Annotated in this window: 26 protein-coding genes; 12 read left to right on the top strand and 14 right to left on the bottom strand. The window is 68.6% G+C overall.

The genetic code is table 11. The annotated features are described in order from the left end of the window. The first annotated feature begins 32 nt into the window (after positions 1–32). Entirely contained in the window at positions 33–1,247 is a 1,215-nt protein-coding gene (locus tag AWC24_RS04540) for a cytochrome P450 (RefSeq protein ID WP_085082482.1), read from the top strand. 6 nt (positions 1,248–1,253) lie between these two features. Here the strand turns inward: AWC24_RS04540 and AWC24_RS04535 are convergent, their stop codons facing one another. Next, positions 1,254–2,078 (bottom strand): hypothetical protein, encoded by an 825-nt coding sequence (locus tag AWC24_RS04535; RefSeq protein ID WP_085082480.1) that lies wholly within the window; start codon positions 2,076–2,078, stop codon positions 1,254–1,256. Then, entirely contained in the window at positions 2,075–2,683 is a 609-nt protein-coding gene (locus AWC24_RS04530; RefSeq protein ID WP_085082478.1) for a TetR/AcrR family transcriptional regulator, read from the bottom strand. Before AWC24_RS04530 ends, AWC24_RS04535 begins: the two co-directional genes overlap by 4 nt. Before the next feature lie 75 nt (positions 2,684–2,758). Between AWC24_RS04530 and AWC24_RS04525 the strand changes: the two genes are divergently transcribed. After that, the gene (locus AWC24_RS04525) at positions 2,759–3,808 is read left to right on the top strand and encodes an EcsC family protein (RefSeq protein WP_085082476.1); all 1,050 of its coding nucleotides are present in this window, start codon (positions 2,759–2,761) and stop codon (positions 3,806–3,808) included. A 139-nt stretch (positions 3,809–3,947) separates the two neighbouring features. On the opposite strand, the gene AWC24_RS04520 is transcribed toward AWC24_RS04525, so the two are convergent. Both AWC24_RS04520 and gdhA read right to left on the bottom strand, forming a co-directional pair. Further along, complete coding sequence (locus tag AWC24_RS04520) at positions 3,948–4,277, bottom strand: DUF732 domain-containing protein (protein WP_085082474.1); 330 nt, start codon at positions 4,275–4,277, stop codon at positions 3,948–3,950. Positions 4,278–4,368: 91 nt separating this feature from the next. Next, a complete protein-coding gene (gdhA, locus tag AWC24_RS04515) occupies positions 4,369–5,721 on the bottom strand; it encodes an NADP-specific glutamate dehydrogenase (protein WP_085082472.1) in 1,353 nt (450 codons plus the stop codon). Positions 5,722–5,877: 156 nt separating this feature from the next. Here gdhA and pat point away from each other — a divergent pair, with 156 nt between their 5' ends. Both pat and AWC24_RS04505 read left to right on the top strand, forming a co-directional pair. Beyond that, positions 5,878–6,891, top strand: a complete 1,014-nt coding sequence (gene pat, locus AWC24_RS04510; protein WP_085082470.1) for an acetyltransferase Pat — start codon at positions 5,878–5,880, stop codon at positions 6,889–6,891. A gap of 43 nt (positions 6,892–6,934) precedes the next feature. Next, positions 6,935–7,591, top strand: coding sequence for a DUF5642 family protein (locus AWC24_RS04505; protein ID WP_085082468.1), 657 nt, complete (start codon positions 6,935–6,937; stop codon positions 7,589–7,591). 9 nt (positions 7,592–7,600) lie between these two features. Here AWC24_RS04505 and AWC24_RS04500 read toward each other — a convergent pair whose 3' ends face one another. Together AWC24_RS04500 and AWC24_RS04495 are read right to left on the bottom strand one after the other, a co-directional pair. Further along, positions 7,601–8,197 (bottom strand): alpha-ketoglutarate-dependent dioxygenase AlkB, encoded by a 597-nt coding sequence (locus tag AWC24_RS04500; RefSeq protein ID WP_207568303.1) that lies wholly within the window; start codon positions 8,195–8,197, stop codon positions 7,601–7,603. Positions 8,198–8,265: 68 nt separating this feature from the next. After that, complete coding sequence (locus AWC24_RS04495; RefSeq protein WP_085082463.1) at positions 8,266–9,825, bottom strand: dolichyl-phosphate-mannose--protein mannosyltransferase; 1,560 nt, start codon at positions 9,823–9,825, stop codon at positions 8,266–8,268. 24 nt (positions 9,826–9,849) lie between these two features. On the opposite strand from AWC24_RS04495, the gene rsmI reads away from it, so the two are divergent. Continuing rightward, complete coding sequence (gene rsmI, locus AWC24_RS04490; protein WP_085082461.1) at positions 9,850–10,686, top strand: 16S rRNA (cytidine(1402)-2'-O)-methyltransferase; 837 nt, start codon at positions 9,850–9,852, stop codon at positions 10,684–10,686. Here rsmI and AWC24_RS04485 read toward each other — a convergent pair. Genes AWC24_RS04485 through AWC24_RS04475 form a run of 3 tightly spaced genes read right to left on the bottom strand, consistent with a single transcriptional unit; the run spans position 10,656 to position 13,987 of the window. Then, the gene (locus AWC24_RS04485; protein WP_085082459.1) at positions 10,656–11,897 is read right to left on the bottom strand and encodes an aminodeoxychorismate synthase component I; all 1,242 of its coding nucleotides are present in this window, start codon (positions 11,895–11,897) and stop codon (positions 10,656–10,658) included. The genes rsmI and AWC24_RS04485 overlap by 31 nt on opposite strands. A gap of 21 nt (positions 11,898–11,918) precedes the next feature. Further along, positions 11,919–12,812, bottom strand: coding sequence for an RNA polymerase sigma-70 factor (locus AWC24_RS04480; protein ID WP_085082457.1), 894 nt, complete (start codon positions 12,810–12,812; stop codon positions 11,919–11,921). Next, positions 12,809–13,987: an NAD(P)/FAD-dependent oxidoreductase gene (locus AWC24_RS04475; protein WP_085082455.1), complete on the bottom strand. Its 1,179-nt coding sequence runs from the start codon at positions 13,985–13,987 to the stop codon at positions 12,809–12,811. Before AWC24_RS04475 ends, AWC24_RS04480 begins: the two co-directional genes overlap by 4 nt. 102 nt (positions 13,988–14,089) lie before the next feature. Between AWC24_RS04475 and AWC24_RS04470 the strand changes: the two genes are divergently transcribed. Further along, a complete protein-coding gene (locus tag AWC24_RS04470; protein WP_085082453.1) occupies positions 14,090–14,443 on the top strand; it encodes a hypothetical protein in 354 nt (117 codons plus the stop codon). A gap of 13 nt (positions 14,444–14,456) precedes the next feature. Here the strand turns inward: AWC24_RS04470 and metG are convergent, their stop codons facing one another. Next, entirely contained in the window at positions 14,457–15,998 is a 1,542-nt protein-coding gene (metG, locus tag AWC24_RS04465) for a methionine--tRNA ligase (protein WP_085082451.1), read from the bottom strand. A gap of 18 nt (positions 15,999–16,016) precedes the next feature. Between metG and AWC24_RS04460 the strand changes: the two genes are divergently transcribed. From AWC24_RS04460 to rsmA, 3 genes are all read left to right on the top strand, one after another. Continuing rightward, positions 16,017–16,853, top strand: a complete 837-nt coding sequence (locus AWC24_RS04460; protein WP_174813630.1) for a TatD family hydrolase — start codon at positions 16,017–16,019, stop codon at positions 16,851–16,853. Between the two features lie 151 nt (positions 16,854–17,004). Further along, positions 17,005–18,084 (top strand): resuscitation-promoting factor, encoded by a 1,080-nt coding sequence (locus AWC24_RS04455; RefSeq protein ID WP_163705423.1) that lies wholly within the window; start codon positions 17,005–17,007, stop codon positions 18,082–18,084. Beyond that, positions 18,057–18,992, top strand: a complete 936-nt coding sequence (rsmA, locus tag AWC24_RS04450; RefSeq protein WP_085082445.1) for a 16S rRNA (adenine(1518)-N(6)/adenine(1519)-N(6))-dimethyltransferase RsmA — start codon at positions 18,057–18,059, stop codon at positions 18,990–18,992. The genes AWC24_RS04455 and rsmA overlap by 28 nt, the downstream gene beginning before the upstream one ends. On the opposite strand, the gene AWC24_RS04445 is transcribed toward rsmA, so the two are convergent. After that, positions 18,923–19,756 (bottom strand): serine/threonine-protein kinase, encoded by an 834-nt coding sequence (locus AWC24_RS04445; protein ID WP_085082443.1) that lies wholly within the window; start codon positions 19,754–19,756, stop codon positions 18,923–18,925. The two genes, rsmA and AWC24_RS04445, sit on opposite strands and share 70 nt — an antisense overlap. A 152-nt stretch (positions 19,757–19,908) precedes the next feature. On the opposite strand from AWC24_RS04445, the gene AWC24_RS04440 reads away from it, so the two are divergent. The 3 genes from AWC24_RS04440 (at position 19,909) to AWC24_RS04430 (ending at position 24,274) form a co-directional block, all read left to right on the top strand. Continuing rightward, a complete protein-coding gene (locus AWC24_RS04440) occupies positions 19,909–21,390 on the top strand; it encodes a PE-PPE domain-containing protein (RefSeq protein ID WP_234807251.1) in 1,482 nt (493 codons plus the stop codon). Between the two features lie 35 nt (positions 21,391–21,425). Next, positions 21,426–22,388, top strand: a complete 963-nt coding sequence (locus AWC24_RS04435; protein ID WP_085082439.1) for a 4-(cytidine 5'-diphospho)-2-C-methyl-D-erythritol kinase — start codon at positions 21,426–21,428, stop codon at positions 22,386–22,388. A 251-nt stretch (positions 22,389–22,639) separates the two neighbouring features. Next, positions 22,640–24,274 carry a fatty acyl-AMP ligase gene (locus AWC24_RS04430; protein ID WP_085082438.1) on the top strand — a complete coding sequence of 545 codons (1,635 nt, stop codon included), beginning with the start codon at positions 22,640–22,642 and terminating at the stop codon, positions 24,272–24,274. Positions 24,275–24,292: 18 nt separating this feature from the next. Here the strand turns inward: AWC24_RS04430 and pth are convergent, their stop codons facing one another. The 3 genes from pth to AWC24_RS04415 form a co-directional block, all read right to left on the bottom strand. Further along, positions 24,293–24,877 (bottom strand): aminoacyl-tRNA hydrolase, encoded by a 585-nt coding sequence (pth, locus tag AWC24_RS04425; protein WP_085082437.1) that lies wholly within the window; start codon positions 24,875–24,877, stop codon positions 24,293–24,295. 12 nt (positions 24,878–24,889) lie between these two features. Continuing rightward, entirely contained in the window at positions 24,890–25,537 is a 648-nt protein-coding gene (locus AWC24_RS04420; RefSeq protein ID WP_085082435.1) for a 50S ribosomal protein L25/general stress protein Ctc, read from the bottom strand. A 132-nt stretch (positions 25,538–25,669) separates the two neighbouring features. Further along, positions 25,670–26,551: an oxidoreductase gene (locus tag AWC24_RS04415; RefSeq protein ID WP_085082434.1), complete on the bottom strand. Its 882-nt coding sequence runs from the start codon at positions 26,549–26,551 to the stop codon at positions 25,670–25,672. Positions 26,552–26,565 lie beyond the last annotated feature (14 nt).

Genomic DNA, 26,565 nt, shown 5'->3' with positions numbered 1-26,565 from the left:
CGCAGGTCACGGGGGGGTACAACCTTGGGGCCATGCGTGCCGTGGTGAACCCGACCGACTTCTTCAGCAGCGAGGCAATCCAGGACCCCAACCCGTTGTACGACGTGATGCGGAGCCGCGCGGGGGTGAATCGGATCGGGGATTCCGTCTTCTTCGCGGTGTGCAGCTGGGACGCCGTCATGGAAGCCGTGGAACGCGTCGATGACTTCTCGTCGAACCTGACTGCCACGATGGTCTACCACGACGACGGGACCGTGACACCGTTTGACATGGGGCCGCTCGGCGGGCCGATGCATGCGATGGCCACCGCCGACGACCCGCTGCACGCGCAGCACAGGAAGTTGCTGCTGCCGCATCTGTCCGCGAAGCGGGTGCGCGTCATCGAGGAGTTCGCCGAGGCGACCGCCAAGCGGCTCTGGTGTCAGGCCAGCGGTGACGGGCGCATCGAATGGATGAGCACCATCGCCAACCGGCTGCCCATGACGGTGGTGGCTCACCTGCTCGGGCTACCCGATGACGATGTCGACAAGTTGATCCGGCTGGGGTACGCGACCACCACCCTGCTCGACGGAATCGTCAGTGCGGCCCAGCTAGAGGCGGCCGGCATGGCCGCCATGGAACTGTCCGGTTATGTCCTGGAGCATTTCGAGAAGGCGTCCGAGGAACCCCGGCCGGGGTTGATCGGCGACCTCGCCGCCCGCACCAAATCTGGGGAGTTGGAACAGCTTCCCGCGCTGGCGATCATGCTCACCTTGTTCAGCGCAGCCGGCGAATCCACCGCTTCGCTGCTCGGCAGCGCCGCTTGGGTTCTGGCCGACCGCCCCGGCGTGCAGCAGCAGCTTCGAGACCGCCCAGAACTGCTGGGTGCGTTCATCGAGGAAACCCTGCGATACGAATCGCCGTTTCGCGGTCACTATCGACACGTGGTCAAAGACACCACGCTGGCCGGCGTCGAATTGCCCGCGGATTCGCACCTGCTGCTGATGTGGGGAGCAGCTAATCGCGATCCCCGGCATTTCGACACACCTGATGAGTTCCGGCTCGACCGCGGCGCCGTGCGGGGGCACGCGGCCTTCGGCAAGGGCGCGCACTTCTGCGTTGGGGCCTCGTTGGCCCGTTTGGAGGCCCGGATCGTCTTGCGGATGCTGCTCGAACAGACCACATGGATCGACGCGGCCGACGTTGGCCGATGGCAGCCCAGCATCTTGGTCCGCCGCCTTGAACGGTTGGAGCTCAATATCCGCTGACGTCGCTCACGGGTGGGTGACGAGATACGTCTGATTGTCCAGGCCGGCGGTCAGTTCCCGCACGTCAAAAGGTCGGTTCAAGCGTGCACGCAACGCCTTCGGGTCGATCAGAAGGCTGATCTCGGCGGTCTGCCGGGCGACCAATCGCCCGATCAATGGGTAGAGGCGCCGCATGAACGCCCGCTCTGCCGATGTGCAGCGCGATGCACAGTATCCGACATGACCGATCTCGTCGGTGAGAATCTCGCTGTAGAGCAACGTGATTCGTTCGGCGACGTCGGGTTCGTCCGCGAACAGTTCGGCGCCGAGGCGGCGCAGTTCGTCGAACATGATGCAGCCCGCCATCTCTGCCGCTCCGACGAACACGAAGCCGAGCCGCTCGGGGAGAAACACGCCGGTTTTGACGAACTGTCGCATCACAAGCGGCGGGGGCACGACCTGGAAGGGCACGCCGAATACGTCGAGAGCGTATGCCAGCAGGCGGGTGTGGTAGTGCTCTTCGAGTTCGAGGTAGACGTTCTCGGGCGGCAGACTCTCGTCGCTGTTGCGGCCGTAGGTCTCGCCCAGGCCGACGCCGAACCGCTCCGCCTGATTGAGTTTGGCGGTCGCCAACAAGAACAGCATCTTGCGGTCCAGGCCGGGCTCGGGCCGCCGGCGCCGCAGGTTGCGAAGGAAGGTTGGCCGGTCGGCAGGGTGAGCGGACCGGACGGGATTCGCTTCGAGCTCCTCGAAAAACCGTTCTCGATTGGTCAATCGTCTGTTAAGCAGGTCCGCTTCGCCATCTCGTTCGGCCAGGTAGTCCCGGTAGCCCTCAATGCCGGTGCGATTCATCGGTTCTCCATTCCCTTGACAATCGTCGTCACGTAACGGTTCAGCAGTGCCTCGTCGTGCGCGCCGGTGGCCAGCAGGGCGAATAGTCCTGTCAGGAAGAATGCTCCGAGCTCCGCCGCCTCGAGATCCGACGAGACCTGCCCTGAGTGCTGCGCTTGCGCGATCACGCCAACCAGAAACTCGGCAAGCGGGTGTTGCGCCAGTTCGTCTTCGACCGGACGGGACGACGAGAAATGCAGACCGAGCATGTCCTGGAAAACCGCTGCACCCAAACGGTGTTCAGCGCCGAGTACGTGGTGTACCAGCTGAGAAAGTACGGACGTCAGGTCGCCATCGGCTTCGCCGAGCTCGCTGATGATCCTCGTCTCCTCGTTGCGCTCCGCTTCGATGAGGACGTGCTCCTTGGTGGGGAAGTGGAAGTAGAACGTTCCCCTCACCACGCCCGCGGCAGCAGCGATCGCACTGACGTCAGCGGCGGCCAGGCCGCGTTGCGCGATCTCGGCCAGCGCGGCGTCGAATAGCCGCGCGCGGGTTTCGAGTCGCCGAGTTTCCCGGACGCCCCCGGCAGCCGGTGGCGGCATGGTCAGTTCCCCTCGTGGCTGCATATCCGCACCGTACGCGCTTTGCTGACGGTCGTCAATGACGGGCGTCAACGAATTTTCGCCGGTAGCATTTGGGTCGTGGCGCAGACGGTTCAGCCCGGCATGTCCGACTACGAGCGCAAAGCCTGGGATGCGCTGCTAGACGCCGCCATCAGGCCTGAGCGATCCGGCCGGTTCGAAAGCCTGAGCCGGGGCATCAAGCAACGCGCCCAGGAGTTGGCCGCCCAAGCCCGGTCGACCGTCGAACAAGTCCCGGGGGCCACCGCCGTCATCGGCAAGGTCGACGATCTGACCAGCAAGACGATGGAGACCCTGCACACCGTGCTGGTCGAGCGGGGACTCAATTCGGTCAAGCCGGACAACGTGTTTGGGATGTTCGCCGACGAGGGCGTCGTGGTGGCGTCCTACGACGAGGTCCGCCAACTCGACCTGCAGCACTGCGACCGCTCGGTTCCGCGCCGCAAGGAGCGCTACATCGCGCTCGCGGTGGCCGGAGGTGCGGCGTCCTCGCTGGCGGTGACGGGCTCGGTGGTGTCGAGCGCGGTCACCGGCGGGACGAGCATGACGGTCGCGGCGTCGGCGGTCGTCGCTGACGTCACCGCCGTGATGGTCGGGATGGGCCGCATCGTGGCATTGGTTGCAGCGCACTACGGTTACGACGTGCGGGAGCCAGGCGAGCAGGCCTTCGCGTCCGGAGTGATCGCCTACTCTGCCGCGGGAAGCCCCGCCGAGAAGGCGGCAGCGCTGGCATCGCTGTCGCGATTGACACAGCAGATGATGCGGCAGGCGTCGTGGCGCCACCTCCAATCGCAGCAAGCGGACAACGTAATCCAGCAGATCTCGGTGGCGCTGGGATTCCGGATGGCCAAACACAAGTTGGCGCAGGCTGTTCCGGTACTCGGTGCGGTCGTCAACGGCGGACTCAACGCCCGGATCGCGCAGCGGACGTTCGAGCGGGCCCAGCAGGCCTACCGGCTACGGTTCCTCACCGAAAAGTACGATCTCGATCCCGGCCGGTGGGCGCCGGTGGTGGATCCCGGCGGTGACATCGATATCCCACTCGTCGACGAGATGCTCGATGCCGAGCTCGACCCAGAACCCGGTGACGGCGGGCCCGGCACGGACTAGGTGCGCCGGGTGGGCACGAGATTCAGTTTCGGCCGCAGCCGTTTCCGTCCAGAAGATAGTTGCGGTCGGTTTTCCGGTGCTCGTGCCAGCTGGGTGAGTGTGGGTTGCGCGGATAGTCGTTAAAGCGAACTCCGGCAGCTTAGGTCAGGGTGTCAGGGCACAGTTCGTGCTGAGCGATGTCGATCACCGGGCGCAGGTTGACCGTCAGGTCGTCGACCATCGACGGTCCGCCGAACGACGGGCGGCGGGCGTAGGCGTCCACCACCTGGTCGACCGTGGCGCCGCTGCGCAACTGGTTGCAGAACCGGTGCCCCGCCGACAGCCGGGCATTGGGCGGACCGGACCGGAAGACGCCGTTGGCGTCCAGGGCGGCGATGTAGCTGGCGTCGTCGGCGTGGGCCGGCGGGCCGCACAGCAGCGCCATGGACGCGACACCGGCGAGGGCGGCAGTGCGCAGAATCCAATTCATACCGGCGATGCTACGTCTGAAAGCAGTTGATTCTGCGGCTACCGGGCAAAAGTGCGAGAGGACCGTCGGGTAGCCGCAGAGTCAACAGGGGTTAGATCAGGCCCAGCGCGGTCATCGCGTCGGCGACCTGGATGAAGCCCGCGATGTTGGCCCCCACCACGTAGTTGCCGGGGGCGCCGTACTCGTCGGCGGTGACCAGGCAGCGGTGGTGGATGCTCTGCATGATCGCCGCCAGGCGCTGCTCGGTGTATTCGAAGCTCCACGAATCACGCGAGGCGTTCTGCTGCATCTCCAGCGCGCTGGTGGCCACACCGCCGGCGTTGGCCGCCTTGCCCGGGGCCAGCGTCACACCGGCTTCGGTGAACAGCTTGACGGCATCCGGGGTGCAGGGCATGTTGGCGCCCTCGGCGACGATCTTGCAGCCGTTCTTGGCCAGCGCGGCGGCGTGGGTGCCGTCCAGTTCGTTCTGGGTGGCCGACGGGAACGCGATCTGACAAGGCACGTCCCAGATGGAGCCGCCGTTGTTGACGAACTGCGTCGCCCCGCCGCGGGCGGTCGCGTAGGCCTCGATGCGATCGCGCTTGACCTCCTTGACCTCCTTGAGCAGCTCCAGGTCGATGCCCTTCTCGTCGACGATGTAGCCGCTGGAGTCCGAGCACGCCACCACGACGCCGCCCAGCTGGTGGATCTTCTCGATCGCGTAGATCGCCACGTTGCCCGAGCCGGACACCACGGCCCGCTTGCCCTCGAAGGAGTCCTTGGCGGTCTTGAGGATCTCGTCGGTGAAATACACGGCGCCGTAACCGGTCGCCTCGGTGCGGACCTGCGACCCGCCCCAGGTCAAGCCCTTGCCGGTCAGCACGCCCGACTCGTAGCGGTTGGTGATCCGCTTGTACTGGCCGAACAGGTAGCCGATCTCACGGCCGCCGACGCCGATGTCGCCGGCGGGGACGTCGGTGTACTCGCCCAGGTGCCGGAAGAGCTCGGTCATGAACGACTGACAGAACCGCATGATCTCGTTGTCCGAGCAGCCCTTGGGGTCGAAGTCCGACCCGCCCTTGCCGCCACCGATCGGCAGGCCGGTCAGCGAGTTCTTGAAGATCTGCTCGAAGCCGAGGAACTTGACGATCCCGAGGTAGACCGACGGGTGGAACCGCAGGCCGCCCTTGTAGGGGCCCAGCGCGGAGTTGAACTCCACCCGGAAACCGCGGTTGATCTGCACGTTGCCGTTGTCGTCGAGCCACGGCACCCGGAAGATGATCTGGCGCTCAGGTTCGCACATCCGCCGGATGACCGCGCTGTCGACGTAGTCCGGGTGCTTGGCGACCACCGGGCCGAGGCTGCTGAGTACTTCGAAAACGGCCTGGTGGAACTCGGCCTCGCCGGGGTTACGGCGCAGCACCTCATCATAGATTTCGTGCAGCCTCGGATTCAGTTCGCTCATGTCCTGTGATCTCTTCCTCGCGTGTCGCTGTCAGCGGGCACAGGCTAGCCGCCTTCAACGCTAACGCCGAAATCGAGTTGGTTACGTCGCTGTTAAATCATTACCGTTCCGAGGGCACCGATTAGCCTTGATTGGCGAACAAAGGCGGAGCGATCCATGGCGATGTCGCGGCGAGACCGGGTGCGCGAGGCGCTGTCCACCACTGAGCTCGCGGCGATGGAGATCTTCGCCGGTTGCAGCCAAGTCGAGCTGTCGCGGCTGGTCACCGGCTTGCAGCCGCTGCAGGCCGGCACCGGAACCGAACTCATGCGTCAAGGCGAGCCGGCGGTGTCCTTTTTGCTCATCTCGTCGGGATCGGCCCAGGTCAAGCATGTCGGAGACGACGGCGCGGTAGTGGTCAGCGAGGTGTCGGCCGGGATGGTGGTCGGGGAGATCGCGCTGTTGCGCAAGGGCCGCCGGACCGCGACGGTCACCACCGCGACGCCGCTGACCGGTTGGATCGGCGATGAGCGGGCCTTCGACGAGATGCTGCAGATCCCGGAGGTCATGGGCAGGCTGGTGCGCATCGCGCGTCAACGACTGGCCGCCTACATCGAGGCCGTGCCGATCCGGGCCCGCGATGGCACCGCGCTGTTACTGCGGCCGGTGCTGCCCGGCGACAGTGCGCGAACCGTCCAGGACCATGTCAAGTTCTCCGGCGAAACGCTGTACCGACGGTTCATGTCGACGCGCACCCCGAGTCCGACGCTGATGCACTACCTGTTCGAGGTGGACTACGTCGACCACTTCGTCTGGGTGGTCACCGAGCCCGACGGCTCCTTCGTCGCCGACGGCCGCTTCGTCCGGGACACCGCGGATCCGACCGTCGCCGAGATCGCTTTCATCGTCAGTGACAGCTATCAGGGCCGCGGCATCGGCACCTACCTGGTGGGGGCGGTGGCGGTCATCGCCCGGCTGGAGGGCATCGAGAAGTTCACCGCGCGAGTGCTGTCGGAGAACGCGCCGATGCGCGCCATCCTGGACCACCTGGGCGCCTATTGGGAGCGGGATGATCCGGGCGTCGTCACGACGGTCATCGATGTGCCCGGCAACGACCAGCTGCCGTTCGGCCGAGACGTGACCGAACAGATCAAAGAGGTTGGCCGCCAAGCTATCCAGGCCGTGGGGTGACCGCCGCCACCCGAGCTGGGCGGCGTTGGGTAGATTGGCTGCGATGTTGAACCTTCGCGCGGTGCTGGCAGTGGGCTGTGTCGGCTTGCTCGCCGCATGCAGCTCCGATCCCGCCGAGGTGACCGCCGACATCGGCAAAGTGGCCGACGTGAAATCCTCCTTCGGCCCGGAGTTTCAGGTCAAGGCCATCGCGCCCACCGGTCTGGACCCGAAGTTACTGGCGGCCAACACTTTGCCGCCGGGCTTGAAGTTCGAGCCCGCCGACTGCTCGAGGTTCGCAGTCAGCCAGCAACTGCCGCAGGGCGTGCAGGGCAATATGGCCGCGGTGGCCGCCGAAGGTAACGGCAATCGCTTCATCACCATCGCCCTGGAGACCTCCGAGCCGGTCCCGTTCAACGAGCCGGGTAAGTCCTGCCGCCGGATCGGCTTCGCCGGCGACCGGATGCGCGGTCTGGTCGAAACGGTCGAGGCGCCGCACATCGACGGCGTGCAGACCACCGGGGTGCACCGGGTGGTCGAGGCGGTCGCCGGAGGCAAGTCCCGCGTCGGCGAGCTGTACAACTACTCGGCGTACTTCGGGCCGTATCAGGTGCTGGTGACCGCCAACCCGCTGGTGGCGCCGGACAGGCCGGTCATCCCCGTCGACACCGCCCGAGCCCGCGAACTGCTGGTGGCCGCGGTGGCCGCGGTGCGGGGCTGATCTTTCGAGCTACCGCACGCCGCGCGGCCGGAACTGGATGCTGATCCGCGGGCCGACGGGTGTGGCCGTCTTCGGTATCGAGTGCTCCCAGGTGCGCTGGCAGGAGCCGCCCATCACCAGCAGGTCGCCGTGGTGTTGCGACAGCCGCAGTGCGGCGCCCCCGCCCCGGGGACGCAGCGCGAACGTGCGGGTGGCGCCGACGCTGACGATCGCGACCATGGTGTCCTGCGTCGCGCCGCGGCCGAGGGTGTCGCCATGCCAGGCCACGCTGTCGTCGCCGTCGCGGTACAGGCACAAGCCCACCGTGGCGAACGGTTCACCGAGTTCCCCGGCGTAGATGTCGTTGAGCCGGCGGCGCAGCCGGCTGATCGCCGGGTGGGGCGCGTCGTCGACGGCCAGGTCGTGGAAGCTGACCAGCCGGGGAACGTCGAGCAGCCGGTCATACATCCGGCGGCGTTCGGCCCGCCACGGAATCGCGGATCGCAGTTCGGCGACCAGATCGGTGCCTTCGGTCACCCAGTTGGGGCGGACATCGAGCCAGGCGCCGTCGCCCAGCTGCCGGCGTTCACTCAGGTCGAACAGCGACTCCTGTACCGGTACCGCCACGGCCGCCAGCCTATCGCACGCCTGTTCGATTCGTCGAGATTGCGTTCAGCGCCGACGGGCCACGGACGCTACGACCAGCTGGGCAGCCAGATCTGCATGTTCCAGGTGGCCGGCGAGATCGGCACCCCGGTCAGGATCGGGTACAACCAGGCGAAGTTCGTCAGTACCAGTGCGACGTAACAGCACACCGCGATCAGCCCGAGCGTGCGCCGCTCCTCGCCGCGCGAAAGCCCGTCGGTGACGATGTCGCTGCAGATCAACGCCAGCAACATCGCCAGGAACGGCGCCATCGGCACCGCATAGAAGAAGTACATCTGCCGATCGATGTCGGCGAACCACGGCAGCCAGCCGGCGCAGTAGCCCACCAGCGCCGCGGCGTAGCGCCAGTCATGGCGCACCAGGGCTCGCCACAATGCGTAGCCCAGCACCGGCACCGCCAGCCACCACATCGCCGGCGTGCCCACCAGCATCACCGCCTTGACGCAGGACTGCGCCCCGCAGCCCGGCACGTCGTGCTGGTCGATCGCGTAGAGCACCGGGCGCAGCGACATCGGCCAGGCCCACGGCTTGGACTCCCAGGGATGGTGGTTGCCGGCGGCGTTGGTCAGGCCGGAGTGGAAGTGATAGGCCTGATAGGTGTAGTGCCAAAGCGACCGCAGCGCGTCGGGCACCGGGAACCGGCTCTCCAGCCCGATCGACTGCCCTTCCTCGTGGCGGTCCACGCCCGTCTCCGAGGCGAACCACGCCGCATACGACGCCAGATACACCCCGAACGGGATCAGCACCATCGCGTAGGCGGTGGGGCCGACATCGCGGCGCAGCGTTCCCAGCCACGGCCGGCGAACCCGGTACTGCCGGCGGGCAGCCACGTCGAAGGCCAGGGACATCGCCCCGAAGAACACCACGAAATACAGTCCGGACCACTTGGTGGCGCAGGCCAGACCCAACAGCACCCCGGCGCCGAAGCGCCACCAGCGCACCCCAAGCCGGGGGCCCCACGGCGTTGCGCCGCAACGGCCTTCGGTCAACACGTTGTGCATCCGGGTGCGTACCTGATCGCGGTCGACGATCAGCGCCCCGAACGCCGCCACCACGAAGAAGGTCAAGAAGCCGTCCAGCAGCGCGGTGCGCGCCGCCACGAAGCTGACGCCGTCTCCGACCAGCAGCAGCCCGGCGATCCCGCCGGCCAGGGTGGATCGGGTCATCCGGCGCACGATCCGCACCAGCAGTGCGATCGCGAGCACCCCGAGCAGCGCACTGGTGAAGCGCCAGCCCAACCCGTTGTAGCCGAACAGCGCCTCGCCGATCGCGATGAGGTGCTTGCCGACCGGAGGGTGGACCACCAGGCCGTAGCCGGGGTTGTCCTCGACGCCGTGGTTGTGCAGCATCTGCCAGGCCTGCGGCGCGTAATGCTTCTCGTCGAAGATCGGGGTGCCGGCATCGGTCGGGGTGTACAGGTTCGAGAACCGGGTCACCGCGGCCAGCGTGGTGACCGCGGCTGTCACCGCCCAGCCGCGGGCACGGTCGGACGGCCCGAAATCGGCCACCGGCACCAGCAGTCCCGGGCTGATCACCGGAGCGGTGCGCTCCGGCACGGCCGCGGAGCTGGTAGCGGTCGGAGCGCTCATCCCCACGATCGTAGGCTGTGCGCCATGGCCGACGGTCGATTGCTGCTGGGTGCCACCCCGCTGGGCCAGCCCGGTGACGCCTCGCCGCGGCTGGTGGCGGCACTTGGCACCGCCGACGTGGTGGCCGCCGAGGACACCCGGCGGGTGCGGACGCTGGCCAAGGCGCTCGACGTGCGCATCGCCGGCAAGGTGGTCAGCCTGTTCGACGCCAACGAGGCGACACGGGTGCCGGCGCTGATCGCCGACATCGAGGCCGGGGCCACCGTGCTGGTGGTCAGCGACGCCGGGATGCCGTTGATCAGCGACCCGGGTTACCGCCTGGTGGTCGCGTGCGTCGAGGCCGGGCTGCCGGTGAGCTGCCTGCCCGGCCCCTCGGCGGTGACGACCGCGCTGGCGGTGTCGGGTCTGGCATCGGAGCGCTTCTGCTTCGAGGGTTTCGCGCCGCGCAAGCCGGCGGCGCGCCGGGCATGGCTGGCCACGCTGGCCGGCGAACGACGCACCTGCGTGTTCTTCGAATCGCCGCGGCGGCTGGCCGACTGCCTGCGCGACGCGGCCGACACGCTGGGCGGTGACCGGCGGGCGGTGGTGTGCCGCGAGCTGACCAAGACCCACGAGGAGGTGCGGCGCGGGACGCTGGCAGAGCTGGCCGACTGGGCGGTGGACGGCGTGCTGGGGGAGATTACCGTGGTGCTGGCCGGGGCGACGCCGCGTGCCGACCTGCCGGCGCTGGTCGCGGAGGTCAATCGACTGACCGGCGAGGGCATGCGGGTCAAAGACGCCTGCGCGCAGGCGATCGCCGAGGCGCCCGGTGCGGTGTCGCGGCGTGAGCTCTACGACGCGGTGCTGCGTGCCCGGGACTGACCGGCGGCGACGATCGGGGCGGCCTTGTGCAGGCACTCCTGCCATTCGGCGTCGGGATCCGAATCGGCGGTGATACCGCCGCCCACCCCGAGCACCGCGCCACCGGCGGCATCGAATTCCACGGTGCGGATCGCGACGTTGAGTTCGCAGCCGGCCAGCGGTGACGCCAAACCCACGGTGCCGCAGTAAGCGCCACGACGAGACAGTTCCCACTCCGAAAGCAGCTGGCGTGCACGGTGTTTGGGGGTTCCTGTCACCGAGGCGGGCGGGAAGGCCGCGTCCAGCAACTCGGACATGGTCAGCTCTTGCGGCACCCGCGCCGAGACCGTCGACACCAGGTGCCACACCCCGGGCGCGGGCCGCACCGCCAAGAGTTCGGGGACCGTGACGGTGCCGGTGACGGCCACCCGCCCGAGGTCGTTGCGGACCAGGTCCACGATCATGATGTTTTCCGCGACGTCTTTGGCCGAGGCGCGCAACGCCGACGGGCGGGCGTCGAGCGGCAGGGTGCCCTTGATCGGGCTGGACGACACGCCCTCGCCGCGGCGGCGCAGAAACAGCTCGGGCGACAGCGAGGCCACGGCGCCCCAGCCGCCGGCCAGGTAGGCGGCCCGCGCGGGGCCGGTGCGGGCCACCGCGTCGGCGAAGAAGTCCAGCGGGGCGCCGGTGACGGTTCCGGTGAAGCGGGTGCACACACACGCCTGATACACCTCGCCGGCCCGGATGGCCTCCAGGCAGGCCAGCACCCCGGCGCGGTGCGTCTGCCGGTCAGGTGTCTGCCAGAAGATGCGGCAGTGGCGCTCCGGCGCGGGTGTTGTCAGCGCCTCGGTCAGCCAGCCCGGCATCGGGGCGCCGGAAAGACTCTCGAACCACCACTGCCCTGTGTTGTCCTGACGCAAGACGCAGTCGGTCCAGCCGCCGGCAGCCTCCGGAATCCGGGGACCCAGGTCGTCGGCACCGGGATCCGGGTAGGACAGATATCCGATCCAGCCGCCGCCCACTGCCTCGCACCGCCGGCCGGGAGAGACGTCGAACACCTCGACGGGGTCGACGGGCTCGACGGCCACGCTGGGCGCGATCACGGCCCGGCTGCCGAACCACTCGCCGGTCAACGCGGCCGGCGGCGGCAGCCCGCACCGCACGGCGGCGGCACCGACCGCGCGCAGCACCTGCGGTGCCGTGCCCAGGTCGCCGAGCCGCTCGATTCGCACCGCACCAGCTTGTCAGACGTTTCAGCTGCGGGTGATCTCCCGGGCGGCCGCTACCGCCGCCAGCTTGTCCGGATTGCGCATCGCGTAGAAGTTGGTGATCAGGCCGTCGACGATCTCGACGGTGAACACGCCTTCGAGCCGGCCCGCGCTGTAGAGCAGCACTGCCGGGGCGGAGTTGCAGGTCGCCGTCTCTATCCGGACGTCGGGAAGCTCGGCGCCCTGCTTGAGTAGGCCGACGACGGTGCGGGCCACCTTGTCGGCGCCGACGATCGGCCGGCGCGCAGCACTGGCCTTGCCGCCGCTGTCGGCGGTCCACACCACGTCGGGCGCCAACAGCGACATCACGGTGGTGATGTCGCCGCCGGCCGCGGCGGTCATGAACTCCGCGGTGACCCGAGCGTTCTGCTCGGGGTCCACCGGGCTGTACCGCGGCCGGCGGGCCTGGACGTGGCCGCGGGCCCGATGCGCGACCTGCCGGGCCGCGGCCGCCGACTTGCCCACCGCGGCCGCGATCTCGTCGTAGTCGAACCCGAACACCTCGCGTAGCACGAACACCGCACGCTCGTCGGGACTGAGTGTCTCCAGCACCACCAGCATCGCCATCGAGACCGATTCGGCGAGAACGACATCGGCGGCCGGGTCGTGTTCGTCCAGCAGCAGCGGCTCGGGCAGCCACGGACCGACATAATCCTCGCGGCGCCGGGCGCCGGCCCGCAGTGCGTTGAGCGCCTGCCGGGTGACCAGGCTGGCCAGGTACGCCTTGACGTCGCGCACCTCGGCCAGGTCGACCTCGGCCCAGCGCAGGTAGCTGTCCTGCAGCACATCGTCGGATTCGGTTGCCGAGCCCAGGATCTCGTAGGCGATGGTGAACAGCAGCGGTCGTAGTTCGGTGAACCGGTCGGTGTGTTCGCTCATCGCACCGTCGCCTCCCGGTCTGCTTGCCGCTGAGCGATCTGGGCCGCCCGGCCGCCCTTGAACCAACGGTACGAGCCCGGCTTGGCCGCCTCGCCGCGGATCAACTTCACCGTGAATTTGCAGATCGTCTCCTTGACCACCGCGCCGAGCCGGCCCCCGATGAAGGCCCTGGTAGGGGTGTCGTCGCGGTGGGACAACTGAACGGTCGCGGCGTGGCGGCCCACGCTGATGCACTGGGCGGCGAACGATTGGTCCAGCGCCGCCGGTGAGTCGCCGGCGATCCGGGCCAGCACCGTGTTGGCAGCTTGGGCGCCCAGCGGCAGGGCGGCCTGGCAGCTCATCCGCAACGGCTGGCCGGACGGCGCGGCCGCGTCCCCGGCCGCCATGATCCACGGGTTGTCGATGCTGGTCAGGGTCTCGTCGGTGAGGAGCCGTCCCAGCGCGTCGGTGGCCAGCCCGCTGACCCTGGCCAGCTCCGGGACGCCGAAGCCCGCGGTCCAGACCGTCACCTGGCTGGGCAGCGTCGAGCCGTCGGCCAGCAGCACGGCATCGGGCCGGACCTCGGCGACCGTGGCGGCTTCGCGCACGTCGACGCCAAGCTTGCGCAAGGCCTTGGCCACCGAGCGGCGCCCCGCGGTGTGCAGGGACGGCCCCAGCGTCCCGCCGCAGACCAGGGTGACGGTGCGACCCTGCCCGGCCAGTTCGGAAGCCGCTTCGATTCCGGTCAGCCCGCCGCCGACCACGGTCACCGGCGCGTCCGGCGTCAACTCGCCGAGGCGGGCCAGCAGCCGCTGCGCGACCTCCAATTCGCTGATGGAATAGGCGAATTCGGCAGCTCCGGGGACTGCGGGGGTGATCGCGCCGGTGCTGCCCACGGCGTAGATGAGGTAGTGGTAGTCCAGCGCGGCACCGGAGGCCAGCAGGACCCGGCGGTCCGCGGTGTCGATCCGGGTGGCGGAGTCGACCACCAGTCGGATCTCGTCACCGAGCAGTTCTGGGAAGTCGATGGTGGCGGTGCCGGTTCCGGCGACGTACTGGTGCAGCCGGATTCGCTCGACGAACGCCGGACGCGGGTTGACCAGGGTGATGTCGACGCCGGGATGCTGACGCAGCCGGTTGGCGGCCAGGGTGCCGGCGTAACCGCCGCCGACGACGACAACGTGGGTGCGGATCATGAGTTGCTCCTGTCTCTGGAGGTGGTGATGCCCTCAAGACACCCCCGACCGCCGGTATGTGACGCACTGTGAGCTGTTTCACGGCGTGCGTAGGGTGGGGCCATGGGTTTCGGTGGTCCGGCGCGGATGTTTGTCCGCGCATTCAATGCTGTGACGACGTCGCTGGTCACCGCACCGCTGCTCGGTCCCAGGTTGGGTCGGCGGCTCACCATGATCAGCTATGTCGGGCGGCGGTCCGGGAAGACCTTCACCCTTCCGGTGAGCTACTGGCGCAGCGGTGACGAGGTCGCCATCGGAGTGACCCTGCCCGACAAGAAGGCCTGGTGGCGCAACTTCTCCGGCGACGGCGGGCCGTTGAAGATCCGGCTCGACGGCGCGGACCGGCCCGGGCACGCCGTCGCAGAGCGCGACGAGCAGGGCCGGGTGAAAGTGGTCGTCCGGCTGGACCCGCGGTAGGCGTCCGGTCAGCTCACGGCTGGTAGCGCGGGAACACCCCGGACGGCGCCGGCAGCGTCAGGCCGGGAGCCAGCCGGTGCGGCACGGCGGTGAACATCCGCTGCTCGGCGGTCTGGCCCAGCAGGTCCAGCAGCTTGCCCGCCGATTCGGGCATCACCGGCTGCGCCAGTAGCGCCGCGATCCGCACCACCTCCAGCGTGGTGTACAAGACGGTGCCGAACCGCGCCTGATCGGCGGCGGATTCGCTCTTGGCGAGCTTCCACGGCTCGTGGGCGGAGAAGTACCGGTTGGCCGCACCCAGCATCAGCCAGATCGCTTCCAGGCCCAGATGCATGGCCTGGCTGCCGAACGCCGCCCGCACCTTCTCCAGCAACCCGTCGGCCTGCGCCAGCAGCTTCTCATCGTCGCCGGTGGACGCCAGCGGCTCCGGGACGACGCCGGCCAGGTTCTTGGCGACCATCGACAGCGACCGCTGCGCCAGGTTCCCCAGCTCGTTGGCCAGGTCGGCGTTGCTGCGGCTGATCATCGCCTCCTCGGAGATGCTGCCGTCCTGTCCGAACGGGATCTCGCGGAGCAGGAAATACCGCACCTGGTCGACCCCGAACTTCTCCACGAACTCGACCGGGTCGATGACGTTGCCCACCGACTTGCTCATCTTCTCGCCGCTGTTGAGCAGGAAGCCGTGGGCGAAAACCTTGCGCGGCAGCTCGATTCCGGCCGACATCAGAAACGCGGGCCAGTACACGGTGTGGAATCTGATGATGTCCTTGCCGATCATGTGCAGATCGGCCGGCCAGTACCGGCGGAAGGACTCGGATTCGGTGTCGGGGTAGCCGACCCCGGTCAGGTAGTTGGTCAGGGCGTCCACCCAGACGTACATCACGTGGTCGGGGTGGCCGGGCACCGGCACGCCCCAGTCGAACGAGGTGCGCGAGATCGACAGGTCGCGCAGCCCGCCGGAGACGAAGCTGACCACCTCGTTGCGGCGCACCTCCGGGGCGATGAAGCCGGGGTTGGCCTCGTAGTGCGCCAGCAGCTTGTCGGTGTAGGCCGACAGCCGGAAGAAGTAGGTCTGCTCCTCGGTCCAGGTCACCGGCGCCCCGGTTTCGGCGGCGATTCGCGAACCGGCTTCGGCCATCCGGGTCTCGGCCTCGGTGAAGAACCGCTCGTCGCGTACCGAGTACCAGCCCGAGTAGGTGTCCAGGTAGATATCACCGGTGTCGACCATGCGCTGCCAGATCGCCTTGGAGGCCGCCAGATGGTCGGCGTCGGTGGTCCGGATGAACCGGTCGAAGGAGATGTTGAGCCGCTCCTGCAGGCGCTGGAACACATCGGAGTTGCGCCGCGCCAGCTCCGCGGTCGGGATGCCTTCGGCAGCGGCGGTCTCGGCCATCTTCAGCCCGTGCTCGTCGGTGCCGGTCAGGTACCGCACATCGAATCCGTCGAGCCGGTGGAACCGGGCGATCGCGTCGGTGGCGATGTACTCGTAGGCGTGACCGATGTGCGGATCACCATTGGGATAGGTGATTGCGGTGGTGACGTAGAAAGGCTTCATCAACGATCACCCTATGGTGTGCGGGTGAGCTCGAAACGGTCAGTCAGAACTCCGCCCCCCGCGCCGCAGGAGCTGAGTCCGCTGGTCGACGCGCACACCCACCTGGATGCGTGCGGCGCCGACGACGTGCCGGCGATCCTCGACCGGGCCAGCGCGGTCGGGGTGCACGCGGTGGTGACCGTCGCCGACGACCTGGCCTCCGCCCGTTGGGTGACCCGCGCCGCCGAGGCCGACGAGCGGGTCTACGCCGCCGTCGCCCTGCATCCCACCCGCACCGACAGCCTGACCGACGACGCCCGCGCCGAGATCGAGGCGCTGGCCGCCCACCCGCGGGTGGTGGCGATCGGGGAGACGGGGATGGACCTGTACTGGCCGGGCCGGCTGGCGGGCTGTGCCGACCCGCACACTCAGCGGGAGGCCTTCGCCTGGCACATCGACCTGGCCAAACGCACCGGCAAACCGCTGATGATCCACAACCGCGACGCCGACGCCGCCGTGCTGGACGTGCTGCGCGCCGAAGGCGCCCCCGAGCAGGTGATCTTCCACTGCTTCTCGTCCGGTCCGGAGATGGCTCACACTTGCGTCGACGCCGGCTGGACACTCAGCCTGTCCGGCACGGTCAGCTTCAAGAATGCCCGTGACCTGCGAGAAGCCGTGCCGTTGATTCCGGCCGAGCAGCTTCTGGTGGAGACCGATGCGCCGTTTTTGACCCCGCACCCCTACCGTGGGGCCCCCAACGAGCCCTACTGCCTGCCCTACACTGTCAGGGCGCTGGCCGAGCTGCTGGGGGAGTCGGCGGCCGAGTTGGCGCAGGTCACGAGCCACAACGCCCGTCGGGTGTACGGCCTGCGGTGAAATGTCGAGCAGGTCACATTCGGTTGCCCCGAACGCAGGGGGTTCGTTACCGTCTCGTTATAAACACGGGGCACCGCAAGGGCCCCCTTTGTCGTGTCGTGAGGTCGTTGTTTTGAACACTGTGACCAGGCTGCATCAGGCCCCCTCGCCGATGCTGCGGATGCTGGTCGGCGCGCTCTTGCTGGTGCTGACCTTTGCCGGTGGTTTCGCGGTTGCCAGCGCCAAGACCGTGACGCTGGATGTCGACGGAACCCCGGTGACCGTGACCACCATGCGGTCGCGGGTGATCGACGTCGTCGCCGAGAACGGTTTCGACCTCGGCGACCGTGACGATGTGACCCCGGCGCGTGACGCCCGGGTGCACGACGACGACACCATCGTGGTGCGCCGCAGCCGCCCGCTGCAGCTGTCGCTGGACGGGCGCGAGGCCAAGCAGGTGTGGACGACGGCGCTGTCGGTCGACGAGGCGCTGGCGCAACTGTCGATGACCGACACCGCTCCGGCCGCGGCGTCCCGCGGCAGCCGGGTGCCGCTGGCGGGCATGGCGCTGCCTGTGCTGAGTGCCAAGAACGTCCGGATCGACGATGGCGGTGTGGTGCGTACGGTGCGGCTGGCCGCGCGCAACGTCGCCGACCTGCTGGCCGCCGACGGCGCCCCGCTGGAGCAGGCCGACAAGGTCAGTCCGTCGGCCTCGACCCCGATCACCGAGGGCATGGAGATCCAGGTGACCCGGATCCGGGTCACCCACGTCACCGAGCGAGTGCCGCTGCCCCCGACCGCGCGTCGTGTCGAGGACCCGTCGATGAACATCAGCCGGCAGGTCGTCGAAGACCCCGGCACTCCGGGCACCCAGGATGTGACCTACTCGGTGGCCACCGTCAACGGTGCCGAGACCGGTCGGCTCCCGGTGTCCAACGCCGTGGTGGACCCGGCCCGCGACTCGGTGCTGCGGGTCGGCGCCAAGCCGGGCACCGAGGTGCCGCCGTCGATCTACGGCACCGCCTGGGACCGCATCGCTTCCTGCGAGTCACACAACAACTGGGCGATCAACACCGGCAACGGCTACTACGGGGGGGTGCAGTTCGACTACGGCACCTGGATCGCCAACGGCGGGCTGAAGTACGCCCCGCGCGCTGACTTGGCCACCCGCGAGGAGCAGATCGCGATCGCCGAGGTCACCCAGGCCCGGCAGGGCTGGGGCGCCTGGCCGGTGTGCAGCGGGAGACGCTGACCATCGGGCTACTCGGGGCCGGCGACATCAGGGCCCTGGCGGCCGAACTCGACCTGCGGCCCCGGAAATCACTGGGGCAGAACTTCGTTCATGACGCCAACACGGTGCGCCGGATCGTCGCCGGTGCCGGGATCACCGCCGCCGACCACGTCCTGGAAGTCGGTCCCGGACTCGGCTCGCTGACCTTGGCCCTGCTCGAGCATGGCCCGACGGTCATCGCCGTGGAGAAGGATCCGGTACTGGCCGACCGGCTGCCGGCGACCGTCGCCGAGCACGCGCCTGCCGACGCCGACCGCCTGACGGTGCTGAGCCGGGACGTGTTGACGCTGCACCGCGAGGAGGTGGCCGCCGCGCCGACCGCGGTGGTGGCCAACCTGCCCTACAACGTCGCGGTCCCGGCGTTGCTGCATCTGCTGGCCGAATTCGCCTCGATTCGCACGGTGATGGTGATGGTGCAGTTGGAGGTTGCCGAGCGGCTGGCCGCCGAGCCGGGCGGCAAGGACTACGGGGTGCCCAGCGCCAAGGCCCGGTTCTTCGGTGCGGTGCGCCGCTGCGGCACGGTTCCGCCGAGCGTGTTCTGGCCGGTGCCGAGGGTGAACTCCGGACTGGTGCGCATCGACCGGTACGACACCGCGCCGTGGCCGGTCGACGACACGTTTCGCCGCGCGCTCTTCACGCTGATCGACATCGCCTTCGCCCAGCGCCGCAAAACCTCCCGCAACGCCTTCGCGGAATGGGCGGGATCAGGTGCGCAGTCGGCCGCGCTGTTGGAGGCGGCCGGTATCGACCCGGCGCGGCGCGGAGAGACCTTGGCGATCTCCGATTTCGTTCGCCTGCTTCAGGTTTCCGAGTCCCGCTCGACCAGTACCCGGGACAACTGTTCGACCAACTCGGTGCAGGAGTCGTAGCGCCGCGCCGGTAATTTCGCCATGGCGCGTTCCACCACGACGTCGAGGGCGCGGGCGGCCGGTCCGAACGCCGCCGGGACGGGCGGCGGCAGCCGCCGCAGGTGCGCGTCCACCAGTTCGGCGGCGCTCGACGCGGGGAACGGCGGTGCCCCGGTGAGCAACTCGACCGCGGTGCAGGCCAGCGCGTATTCGTCGGTGGCGGCCGACGGGGCTTTGCCGCAGAGGATCTCCGGGGCGGTGTAGGGCAGCGAGACCTCGGGGTTACCGGGGATTCGGGGCCGGTTCCCGACGTCCTCGACGACGGCGTGCGCCGACCCGAAGTCGGTCAGCACCGCCCCGGCGCGGGGGAAGTCCGCGGCGATCAGGATGTTGGCCGGTTTGACGTCGCAGTGCACGATGCCGCTGTGATGGGCGTAGTCGAGCGCGTCGGCGATCTGGGCCAGCGCGCGCAATCGATCCGGCAAGGTCTGCAGTCGGGTCGAATTGCCGCCGTCGATGAATTGCATCGCCAGCCAACACGGTCCGTGCCGGTAGACGGTGACGACATGGGGATGGTCCAGGACGCGCGCGAACTCGAACTCGCGGTTCAACCGCGCCTGCTCGGCGGACGTGCGATGCGCTTCGTCGAGGACCTTCAGCGCCACCGGCGGGGCGTGGTCGGCCCGGAGCCGGGAGTCGCGGGCTCGGTAGACGGTGGCGTGCCCCCCGCGCCCGACTTCGTGATCGATCAGGTAGCCGCCGAAGTCGATGCCGGCTTCGCCCATGAGCCCCAGGTTATGGGGCCGGAGCGCGCTTCGGCCGCGGAAGCCGGCAAGGCCCCATGAAGCTAAGAAAAACATGATCGCATAGCAAAAAAACGATGACATTTTGCTGTTGCGGGGTGATAATCGACTCCAACTTCGTCCGGGAGGTCGTCATGACAACTGTGGACAGTCGCAACCTGCGCTCGTTGGGTGCGGTTCCGCTGGCCGCCGCCACCATCGCCGCACTGGGCGTCGCGCCCGCGGTGACGCCCGGTCTGGCAGCGACAGTCAAAACCGTGGTGGCCCAGGCGACCCTGCTGGACACCCAGTCCTGGATCATGGGCGGCAGCGGGCTGCCGGTCCCGCCGCCGGAGTACCTGGCCGCCCTCACCGATCGGTTCCTGGACCCGGCGACACCCAAGTTCGCGGGCCAGCCGCTGTTCCCGGTGGACGTCACCAACGCGCTGTTCACCCCGGAGGGCCTGTACCCGCTTACCGGGGTGAAGTCGCTGACGCTGGACACCTCGCTGGACCAGGGTGTCGAGATCCTGCACCAGAAGATCATGCAAGAGACAGCTGCCGGCAATGATCTTGTCGTACTTGGCTATTCACAGAGCGGTGTCATCAACGCGCTGGAGATCGAGCAGCTGCTGAGCATGCCCGAGGATGAGCGGCCCGGCGCCGACGAGCTGTCCTTCGTGATGCTGGGCAGCCCCAGCACCCCCGATGGCGGCCTGCTGTCGCGTTTCGACCTGACCAGCCTGAACCCGAACCTGCCCGAGCTGTCCCTGCCCAGCCTGGGCGTCACGTTCAGCGGCGGCACCCCGGCCGACACCCCCTGGGAGACCGCGTTCTACACCCAGGAGTACGACGGCTTCGCCGACTTCCCCAAGTACCCCTTGAACCTGTTGGCGGACATCAACGCGTTCATGGGCATCATGTTCGTGCACGGCACCTACCCGTCACTGACCGACGAGCAGTTGGCGTCGGCGATCGAACTGCCGGTCAGCGACGGCTACACCGGCAACACCCAGTACTTCATGATTCCGACCGAGAACCTGCCACTGCTGGAGCCGTTGCGCGGCAGCGGATTCGGCAATGCGATCGCCGACCTGCTGCAGCCGAGCCTGCGGGTGCTGGTCAACCTCGGCTACGGCGACATCGAACACGGCTGGTCGCAGGGGCCGGCGGATGTGTCCACGCCGTTCGGCCTGTTCCCCGATGTCAGCATGCAGGACGTGTTCACCGCCCTGGTGAACGGCGCTGAGCAGGGGTGGACCGACTTCGTCGACGCCCTGCAGAACCTGTCGTCCAGCAGCGCAGCGGACCTGATCGGCGGCGACATGCTCGGCAGTGCGGACTTCGTCATGCCGAGCCTGACCGACATCGTCAACACGTTCACCAGCGCCGCAGCGACGCTGTATGCCACGTTGCTGCCGACAGCCGACATCCTCAATGCGCTGGTGACCACGTTGCCCGCCTACACCACGACGCTCTTCTTCCAGGAACTGGCGTCCGGTGACCTGCTGAACGCGATCGGTCTGCCGATGGCGGCCACCACCGGGCTGGTCACCATGGCGGCCGGGTTCGAGCTGGAGGTCATGTTGGGTGCCTTCAGCTCCATTCAGGCCGACTTCGCCGACCTGTTCAGCTAGACCGCGCAGCGGATGGACCCGCTAGTCTCATCGGCGTGACCGCATCCGACGGTAGTGCCGCCACCGAGTGGTCCCCGACCGGGTCGGTCACCGTGCGCGCACCGGGCAAGCTGAACCTCCACCTGGCGGTGGGTGACTGCCGCGACGACGGCTACCACGAGCTGACCACGGTTTTTCACGCGGTTTCGCTGGTCGACGAGGTGACCGTGCGGGACGCCGACGTGCTCTCGTTGCGGCTCGCCGGCGAGGGCGCCGACGTGCTGCCCACCGACGAACGCAATCTCGCCTGGCGGGCCGCTGAACTGATGGCCGAGCACGTCGGCCGGGCCCCGGACGTGGCGATCACGATCGACAAGTCCATTCCGGTGGCCGGCGGGATGGCCGGCGGCAGTGCCGACGCGGCGGCGGTGCTGGTCGGGATGAATGTGCTCTGGGAGTTGGGCGTGCCGCGACGCGACCTGCACGCCATGGCGGCCCGGTTGGGCAGCGACGTGCCGTTCGCGCTGCACGGGGGTACCGCGTTGGGCACCGGACGCGGTGAAGAACTGGCGACGGTGCTCACCCGGGAGACGTTCCACTGGGTGTTGGTTTTCGCCGACCGCGGGTTGTCGACACCTGCGGTCTTCGCGGAACTGGACCGGCTGCGCGACAGTGGGCGCACCCTCCCGGAGGTCGGCGAGCCCGAACCGGTGCTGGCGGCGCTGGCCGCCGGTGATCCGCAGCGGTTGGCGGGACTGCTCGGCAATGACCTGCAGACCGCGGCGGTCAGCCTCAATCCCGCTTTGCGCAGAACATTGCGTGCCGGCGTGGAGGCCGGTGCGCTGTCGGGCATCGTGACCGGGTCCGGACCGACGTGCGCGTTTCTGTGCGCCTCGGGACCATCGGCGGCCGACGTCGCCGTCGAGTTGGCGGCGGTCGGCGCCGGGCGGGCGGTGCGGGTGGCCAGTGGCCCGGTCTACGGTGCCCGGGTGGTGCCGTCATCGGTCAGCGGAGTGTGATGACGGCCCCAATCCCGCGTCCAGATTTGCCCCTCGATTAAGAGGAGTTTAAGATACTGCGCGGTGACTAGTTGTGGCCAGGACCTCCCCGTCGACCAGACGCACGCCGATCTGGTGGGCCGCGCATTACGGTATCGAGACGCAACCGCCGCCTATTTGTGCGCGCGCGCCTCTTACGAAGTGGTCTCCAGCAGGTGGAACATGAAATCTCAGCCCGTGGGGAAAACACCGGTGCCGGCTAGGAGGCCGTCGTGAGCAGGTTTACCGACAACATGTTCCGCAGTGCCCGCGAATCCTCCAAGGGCATGGTCACCGGGGAACCGCACGAACCGGTTCGCCACACCTGGGCTGAGGTGCACGAACGCGCCCGCCGCATTGCCGGCGGGCTGGCCGCCGCCGGTGTCGGCCCGGGAGACGCGGTCGGGGTGCTGGCCGGTGCCCCGGTCGAGATCGCCCCCACCGCGCAGGGCGTGTGGATACGGGCGGCCAGCCTCACCATGCTGCACCAGCCGACGCCGCGCACCGATCTGGCGGTGTGGGCCGAAGACACCATGACCGTCGTCGACATGATCGACGCCAAGGCCGTCATCATCTCCGACCCGTTCCTGGCCGCGATGCCGGTGCTGCAGGAGAAGGGCCTGAAGGTCCTGACCGTCGAGGATCTGCTGGCCGCCGACCCGATCGACCCGGTGGAGGCCGGTGAGGACGACCTGGCGCTGATGCAACTGACGTCGGGATCGACCGGGTCTCCGAAGGCCGTGCAGATCACCCACCGCAACATCTACTCCAACGCCGAGGCGATGTTCATCAGCGCCGAGTACGACGTCGACAAGGACGTCATGGTCAGCTGGCTGCCGTGCTTCCACGACATGGGCATGATCGGCTTCCTGACGGTGCCGATGTACTTCGGCGCCGAGCTGGTCAAGATCACGCCGATGGACTTCCTGCGGGACACGCTGCTGTGGGCCAAGCTGATCGACAAGTACAAGGGCACCATGACCGCGGCGCCGAACTTCGCCTACGCGCTGTTCGCCAAGCGGCTGCGCAAGCAGGCCACGCCTGGCCAGTTCGATCTGTCCACGCTGCGGTTCGCGCTGTCGGGCGCCGAGCCGGTCGAGCCGGCCGACGTCGAGGATCTGATCGACGCCGGCAGGCCGTTCGGGCTGAGGCCGGAGGCGATTCTGCCGGCCTACGGCATGGCCGAGACGGTGCTGGCGGTGTCGTTCTCCAAATGCGGCGCAGGCCTGGTGGTCGACGAGATCGACGCCGATCTGCTGGCGGCGCTGCGCCGCGCGGTGCCGGCGACCAGGGGCAACACCCGGCGGCTGGCCTCGCTGGGGCCGCTGCTGGAAGGGATCGAGATCCGGATCGTCGACGAGCACGGCAATTCCTTGGAGCCGCGCGGCGTCGGGGTGATCCAGCTGCGTGGCGAGCCGGTCACCCCGGGGTATCTGACGATGGCGGGCTTCCTGCCGGCGCAGGACGAGCACGGTTGGTATGACACCGGCGACCTGGGCTACCAGATGGAGGACGGCCACGTCGTGGTGTGCGGCCGGGTCAAGGACGTCATCATCATGGCCGGCCGCAACATCTACCCGACTGACATCGAGCGGGCCGCGGGCCGGGTCGACGGGGTGCGGCCGGGCTGCGCGGTGGCGGTGCGTCTGGATGCCGGGCATTCCCGCGAGACTTTTGCCGTCGCCGTGGAGTCCAACGCCTGGCAGGATCCCGCCGAGGTGCGCCGTATCGAGCACCAGGTGGCCCACGAGGTCGTCACCGAGGTCGACATGCGGCCCCGCAACGTGGTGGTGCTGGGGCCGGGCAGTATCCCCAAGACACCGTCGGGCAAGCTGCGCCGGGCCAACTCCGTGGCCCTGGTCACCTAGTTTTTGCCGCTCGCGCCACTAGGGCCAGGCGTGCACGATGTTCTGCGCGGGCTCCAGACCCAACTCGATCAGCAACTCGGTGGCATCGGCGGCCTGCTCGCAGATCGTCGGTAACTCGTCGCGCTCACGCGCACCAAACGGCTGCAGCACGAACGCCGCCGGGTCCTGTCGTCCGGGCGGTCGGCCGATGCCCAAGCGGACCCGCTGAAAGTCCTTGCTGCCCAATACCGTTGCAATGGACCGCAGCCCGTTGTGGCCGCCCTCGCCGCCGCCCTGCTTGAGCCGGATCCGGCCGTACTCCAAGTCGAGGTCGTCGTGGATGACCACCACACCACCCGGTGGCACCGAGTAGAACTTGGCCAGCGGCCCCACCTGGCGGCCCGATTCGTTCATGTAACAGCGCGGACGGGCCAGCACCACCGGGCGCCCGCTGAGCCGCCCGGTGACCACGTCGGCACCGGAGCGCTTGTGCAGCTTGAACGCCGACCCGATGCGCTGAGCGAGCAGGTCGGCGACCATGAAGCCCACGTTGTGCCGGGTACGGGCATAGGTCGGCCCCGGATTGCCCAGGCCGACCACCAGTATCGGCGGTGACTCGGCCACGCCGTGCTCGGCCTACTCGGCCTCGGGGGCAGCGGCCTCGCCGGCCGCTTCGCCGGCCGCTTCGCCGGCCGCCTCGCCCGCCTCCTCGGCCTCGGGCTCCTCTTCGACCCGCGGCTCGAGCACGTTGACCAGCAGCAGTTCCGGATCGGACACCAGCGTCACACCTTCGGGCAGCTCCAGCTCGCCGGCGGTGAACTGGGTACCGGCTTCGGCACCCTCGATGGAGATCGTCAGCTGCTCGGGAATCGACAGCGCCTCGGCCTCGATCTCCACCCAGGTGGCGTCCTGGGTGACCAGCGTGCCCGGGAACGACTCGCCCTCGAGGACGATGTTCACCTCGACGATGACCTTCTCGCCGCGCTTGACCACGATCAGGTCCGCGTGCTGGATGGTGCGGCGGATCGGGTGGATGTCCAGGGCCTTGGTCAGCGCCAGCTGTTCGGTGCCCTCGATGTCGAGGGTCAGCACCGCGTTGGCACCCGAGTTCCGCAGCACGGCCGCGTAATCGTGGGCGTGCAGCTCCAGGTGTTGCGGGTCGGTGCCGTGACCGTAGAGGACCGCAGGCACCTTGCCGTCGCGGCGGGCCCGGCGGGAGGCGCCCTTGCCGGTCTCGGAACGCACCGCGGCGGTGAGCTTGTTCGGGGTGGGGGACTTGGCCATCGGTACTCCTGTGGTTGCTGCGGGTGCATGAGGCACGGCCAGATCGCGACAACCCTCAGGTCCTCGCCGATAACGGCGGCCGAAGCTGGCCGCCCTCGCCGTGACGCCTGGTCAGGCTAGCGCATCAGCACCTCAGAGCGGAAATTGCACCCCGGTGAGCTGCTCGGACAGGTCCCACAGCCCGACGGCGGTGGAGCCGCGCTTGGCCAGCAGGCTGCGGCCCACCGACCCGGTGCGGCCGATGAAGGCGAACCGCGGTCCGACGAAGGTGTTGCCCGACAGCTCCTGCGACGCTGCATACAGCGTCTGGCGCGCCCCGAAGTCGGGGCTGGTGGCCAACAGGCCGTTGCCGATCGTGCGCATCAGCGCGTCGCCGACCCGATTGCCGGTGTGGCCCTGCAGGTTGGTGCTCGAGTAGCCGGGGTGGGCAGCCAACGCGAGCAGCGGTGATCCGGTCGCCACCAGTCGGCGCTGCAACTCGCTGGTGAACAGCAGGTTGGCCAGCTTGGACTGGCCGTAAGCCAGCCACGCGCGATACCGCCGCGACTCCCAGTTCAGATCTTTCAGGCTCACATAACCCATCCGGTGCATGAACGACGACACCGTGACCACCCGGTCGGTGAGCTTGGGCAGCAGCAGGTTGGTCAGCGCGAAATGGCCCAGGTGGTTGGTGCCGATCTGGCTCTCGAACCCGTCGGCGGTCGTCGAGTAGGGCACCGCCATGATCCCGGCGTTGTTGATCAGTACGTCGACGGCCGAGGTCTCGTCGGCGAACCGCCGCACCGAGGCCAGGTCGGCCAGATCCAGGGCGCGGACGGTCACCCGATCTTTGGCGCCGGGCATGTTCGCCGCAGCGGCCTGGCCCTTGGCGGGGTCGCGGACGGCCAGTGTGACGTTGGCGCCGGCCCGGGCCAGCTCACGCGCGGTCACGGCACCCAGACCACTGTTGGCGCCGGTGACGATCACGGTGCGTCCGGAGAACGAGGGCAGATCCGCAGCGGTCCAGGAGGCCATGCCTCACACCTTAA

The organism is Mycolicibacter senuensis, from assembly GCF_002101885.1.
GTDB lineage: Bacteria > Actinomycetota > Actinomycetes > Mycobacteriales > Mycobacteriaceae > Mycobacterium > Mycobacterium senuense.
The sequence above is the reverse complement of the archived record's forward strand: the minus strand, read 5'-3'. Positions and strand labels throughout refer to the sequence as shown.

Coding starts and splice junctions, on each gene's coding strand:
- AWC24_RS04415 (WP_085082434.1), bottom strand. CDS start 26,551: ATGGCCTCCTGGACCGCTGCGGATCTGCCCTCGTTCTCCGGACGCACC.
- AWC24_RS04535 (WP_085082480.1), bottom strand. CDS start 2,078: ATGAATCGCACCGGCATTGAGGGCTACCGGGACTACCTGGCCGAACGA.
- AWC24_RS04480 (WP_085082457.1), bottom strand. CDS start 12,812: ATGAGCGAACACACCGACCGGTTCACCGAACTACGACCGCTGCTGTTC.
- AWC24_RS04445 (WP_085082443.1), bottom strand. CDS start 19,756: ATGGGCGAAGCCGGCATCGACTTCGGCGGCTACCTGATCGATCACGAA.
- metG (WP_085082451.1), bottom strand. CDS start 15,998: ATGAAGCCTTTCTACGTCACCACCGCAATCACCTATCCCAATGGTGAT.
- pat (WP_085082470.1), top strand. CDS start 5,878: ATGGCGATGTCGCGGCGAGACCGGGTGCGCGAGGCGCTGTCCACCACT.
- AWC24_RS04505 (WP_085082468.1), top strand. CDS start 6,935: ATGTTGAACCTTCGCGCGGTGCTGGCAGTGGGCTGTGTCGGCTTGCTC.
- AWC24_RS04495 (WP_085082463.1), bottom strand. CDS start 9,825: ATGAGCGCTCCGACCGCTACCAGCTCCGCGGCCGTGCCGGAGCGCACC.
- AWC24_RS04530 (WP_085082478.1), bottom strand. CDS start 2,683: ATGCAGCCACGAGGGGAACTGACCATGCCGCCACCGGCTGCCGGGGGC.
- gdhA (WP_085082472.1), bottom strand. CDS start 5,721: ATGAGCGAACTGAATCCGAGGCTGCACGAAATCTATGATGAGGTGCTG.
- AWC24_RS04420 (WP_085082435.1), bottom strand. CDS start 25,537: ATGGCCAAGTCCCCCACCCCGAACAAGCTCACCGCCGCGGTGCGTTCC.
- AWC24_RS04475 (WP_085082455.1), bottom strand. CDS start 13,987: ATGATCCGCACCCACGTTGTCGTCGTCGGCGGCGGTTACGCCGGCACC.
- AWC24_RS04440 (WP_234807251.1), top strand. CDS start 19,909: ATGACAACTGTGGACAGTCGCAACCTGCGCTCGTTGGGTGCGGTTCCG.
- AWC24_RS04540 (WP_085082482.1), top strand. CDS start 33: ATGCGTGCCGTGGTGAACCCGACCGACTTCTTCAGCAGCGAGGCAATC.
- AWC24_RS04520 (WP_085082474.1), bottom strand. CDS start 4,277: ATGAATTGGATTCTGCGCACTGCCGCCCTCGCCGGTGTCGCGTCCATG.
- AWC24_RS04455 (WP_163705423.1), top strand. CDS start 17,005: ATGCTGCGGATGCTGGTCGGCGCGCTCTTGCTGGTGCTGACCTTTGCC.
- rsmI (WP_085082461.1), top strand. CDS start 9,850: ATGGCCGACGGTCGATTGCTGCTGGGTGCCACCCCGCTGGGCCAGCCC.
- AWC24_RS04470 (WP_085082453.1), top strand. CDS start 14,090: ATGGGTTTCGGTGGTCCGGCGCGGATGTTTGTCCGCGCATTCAATGCT.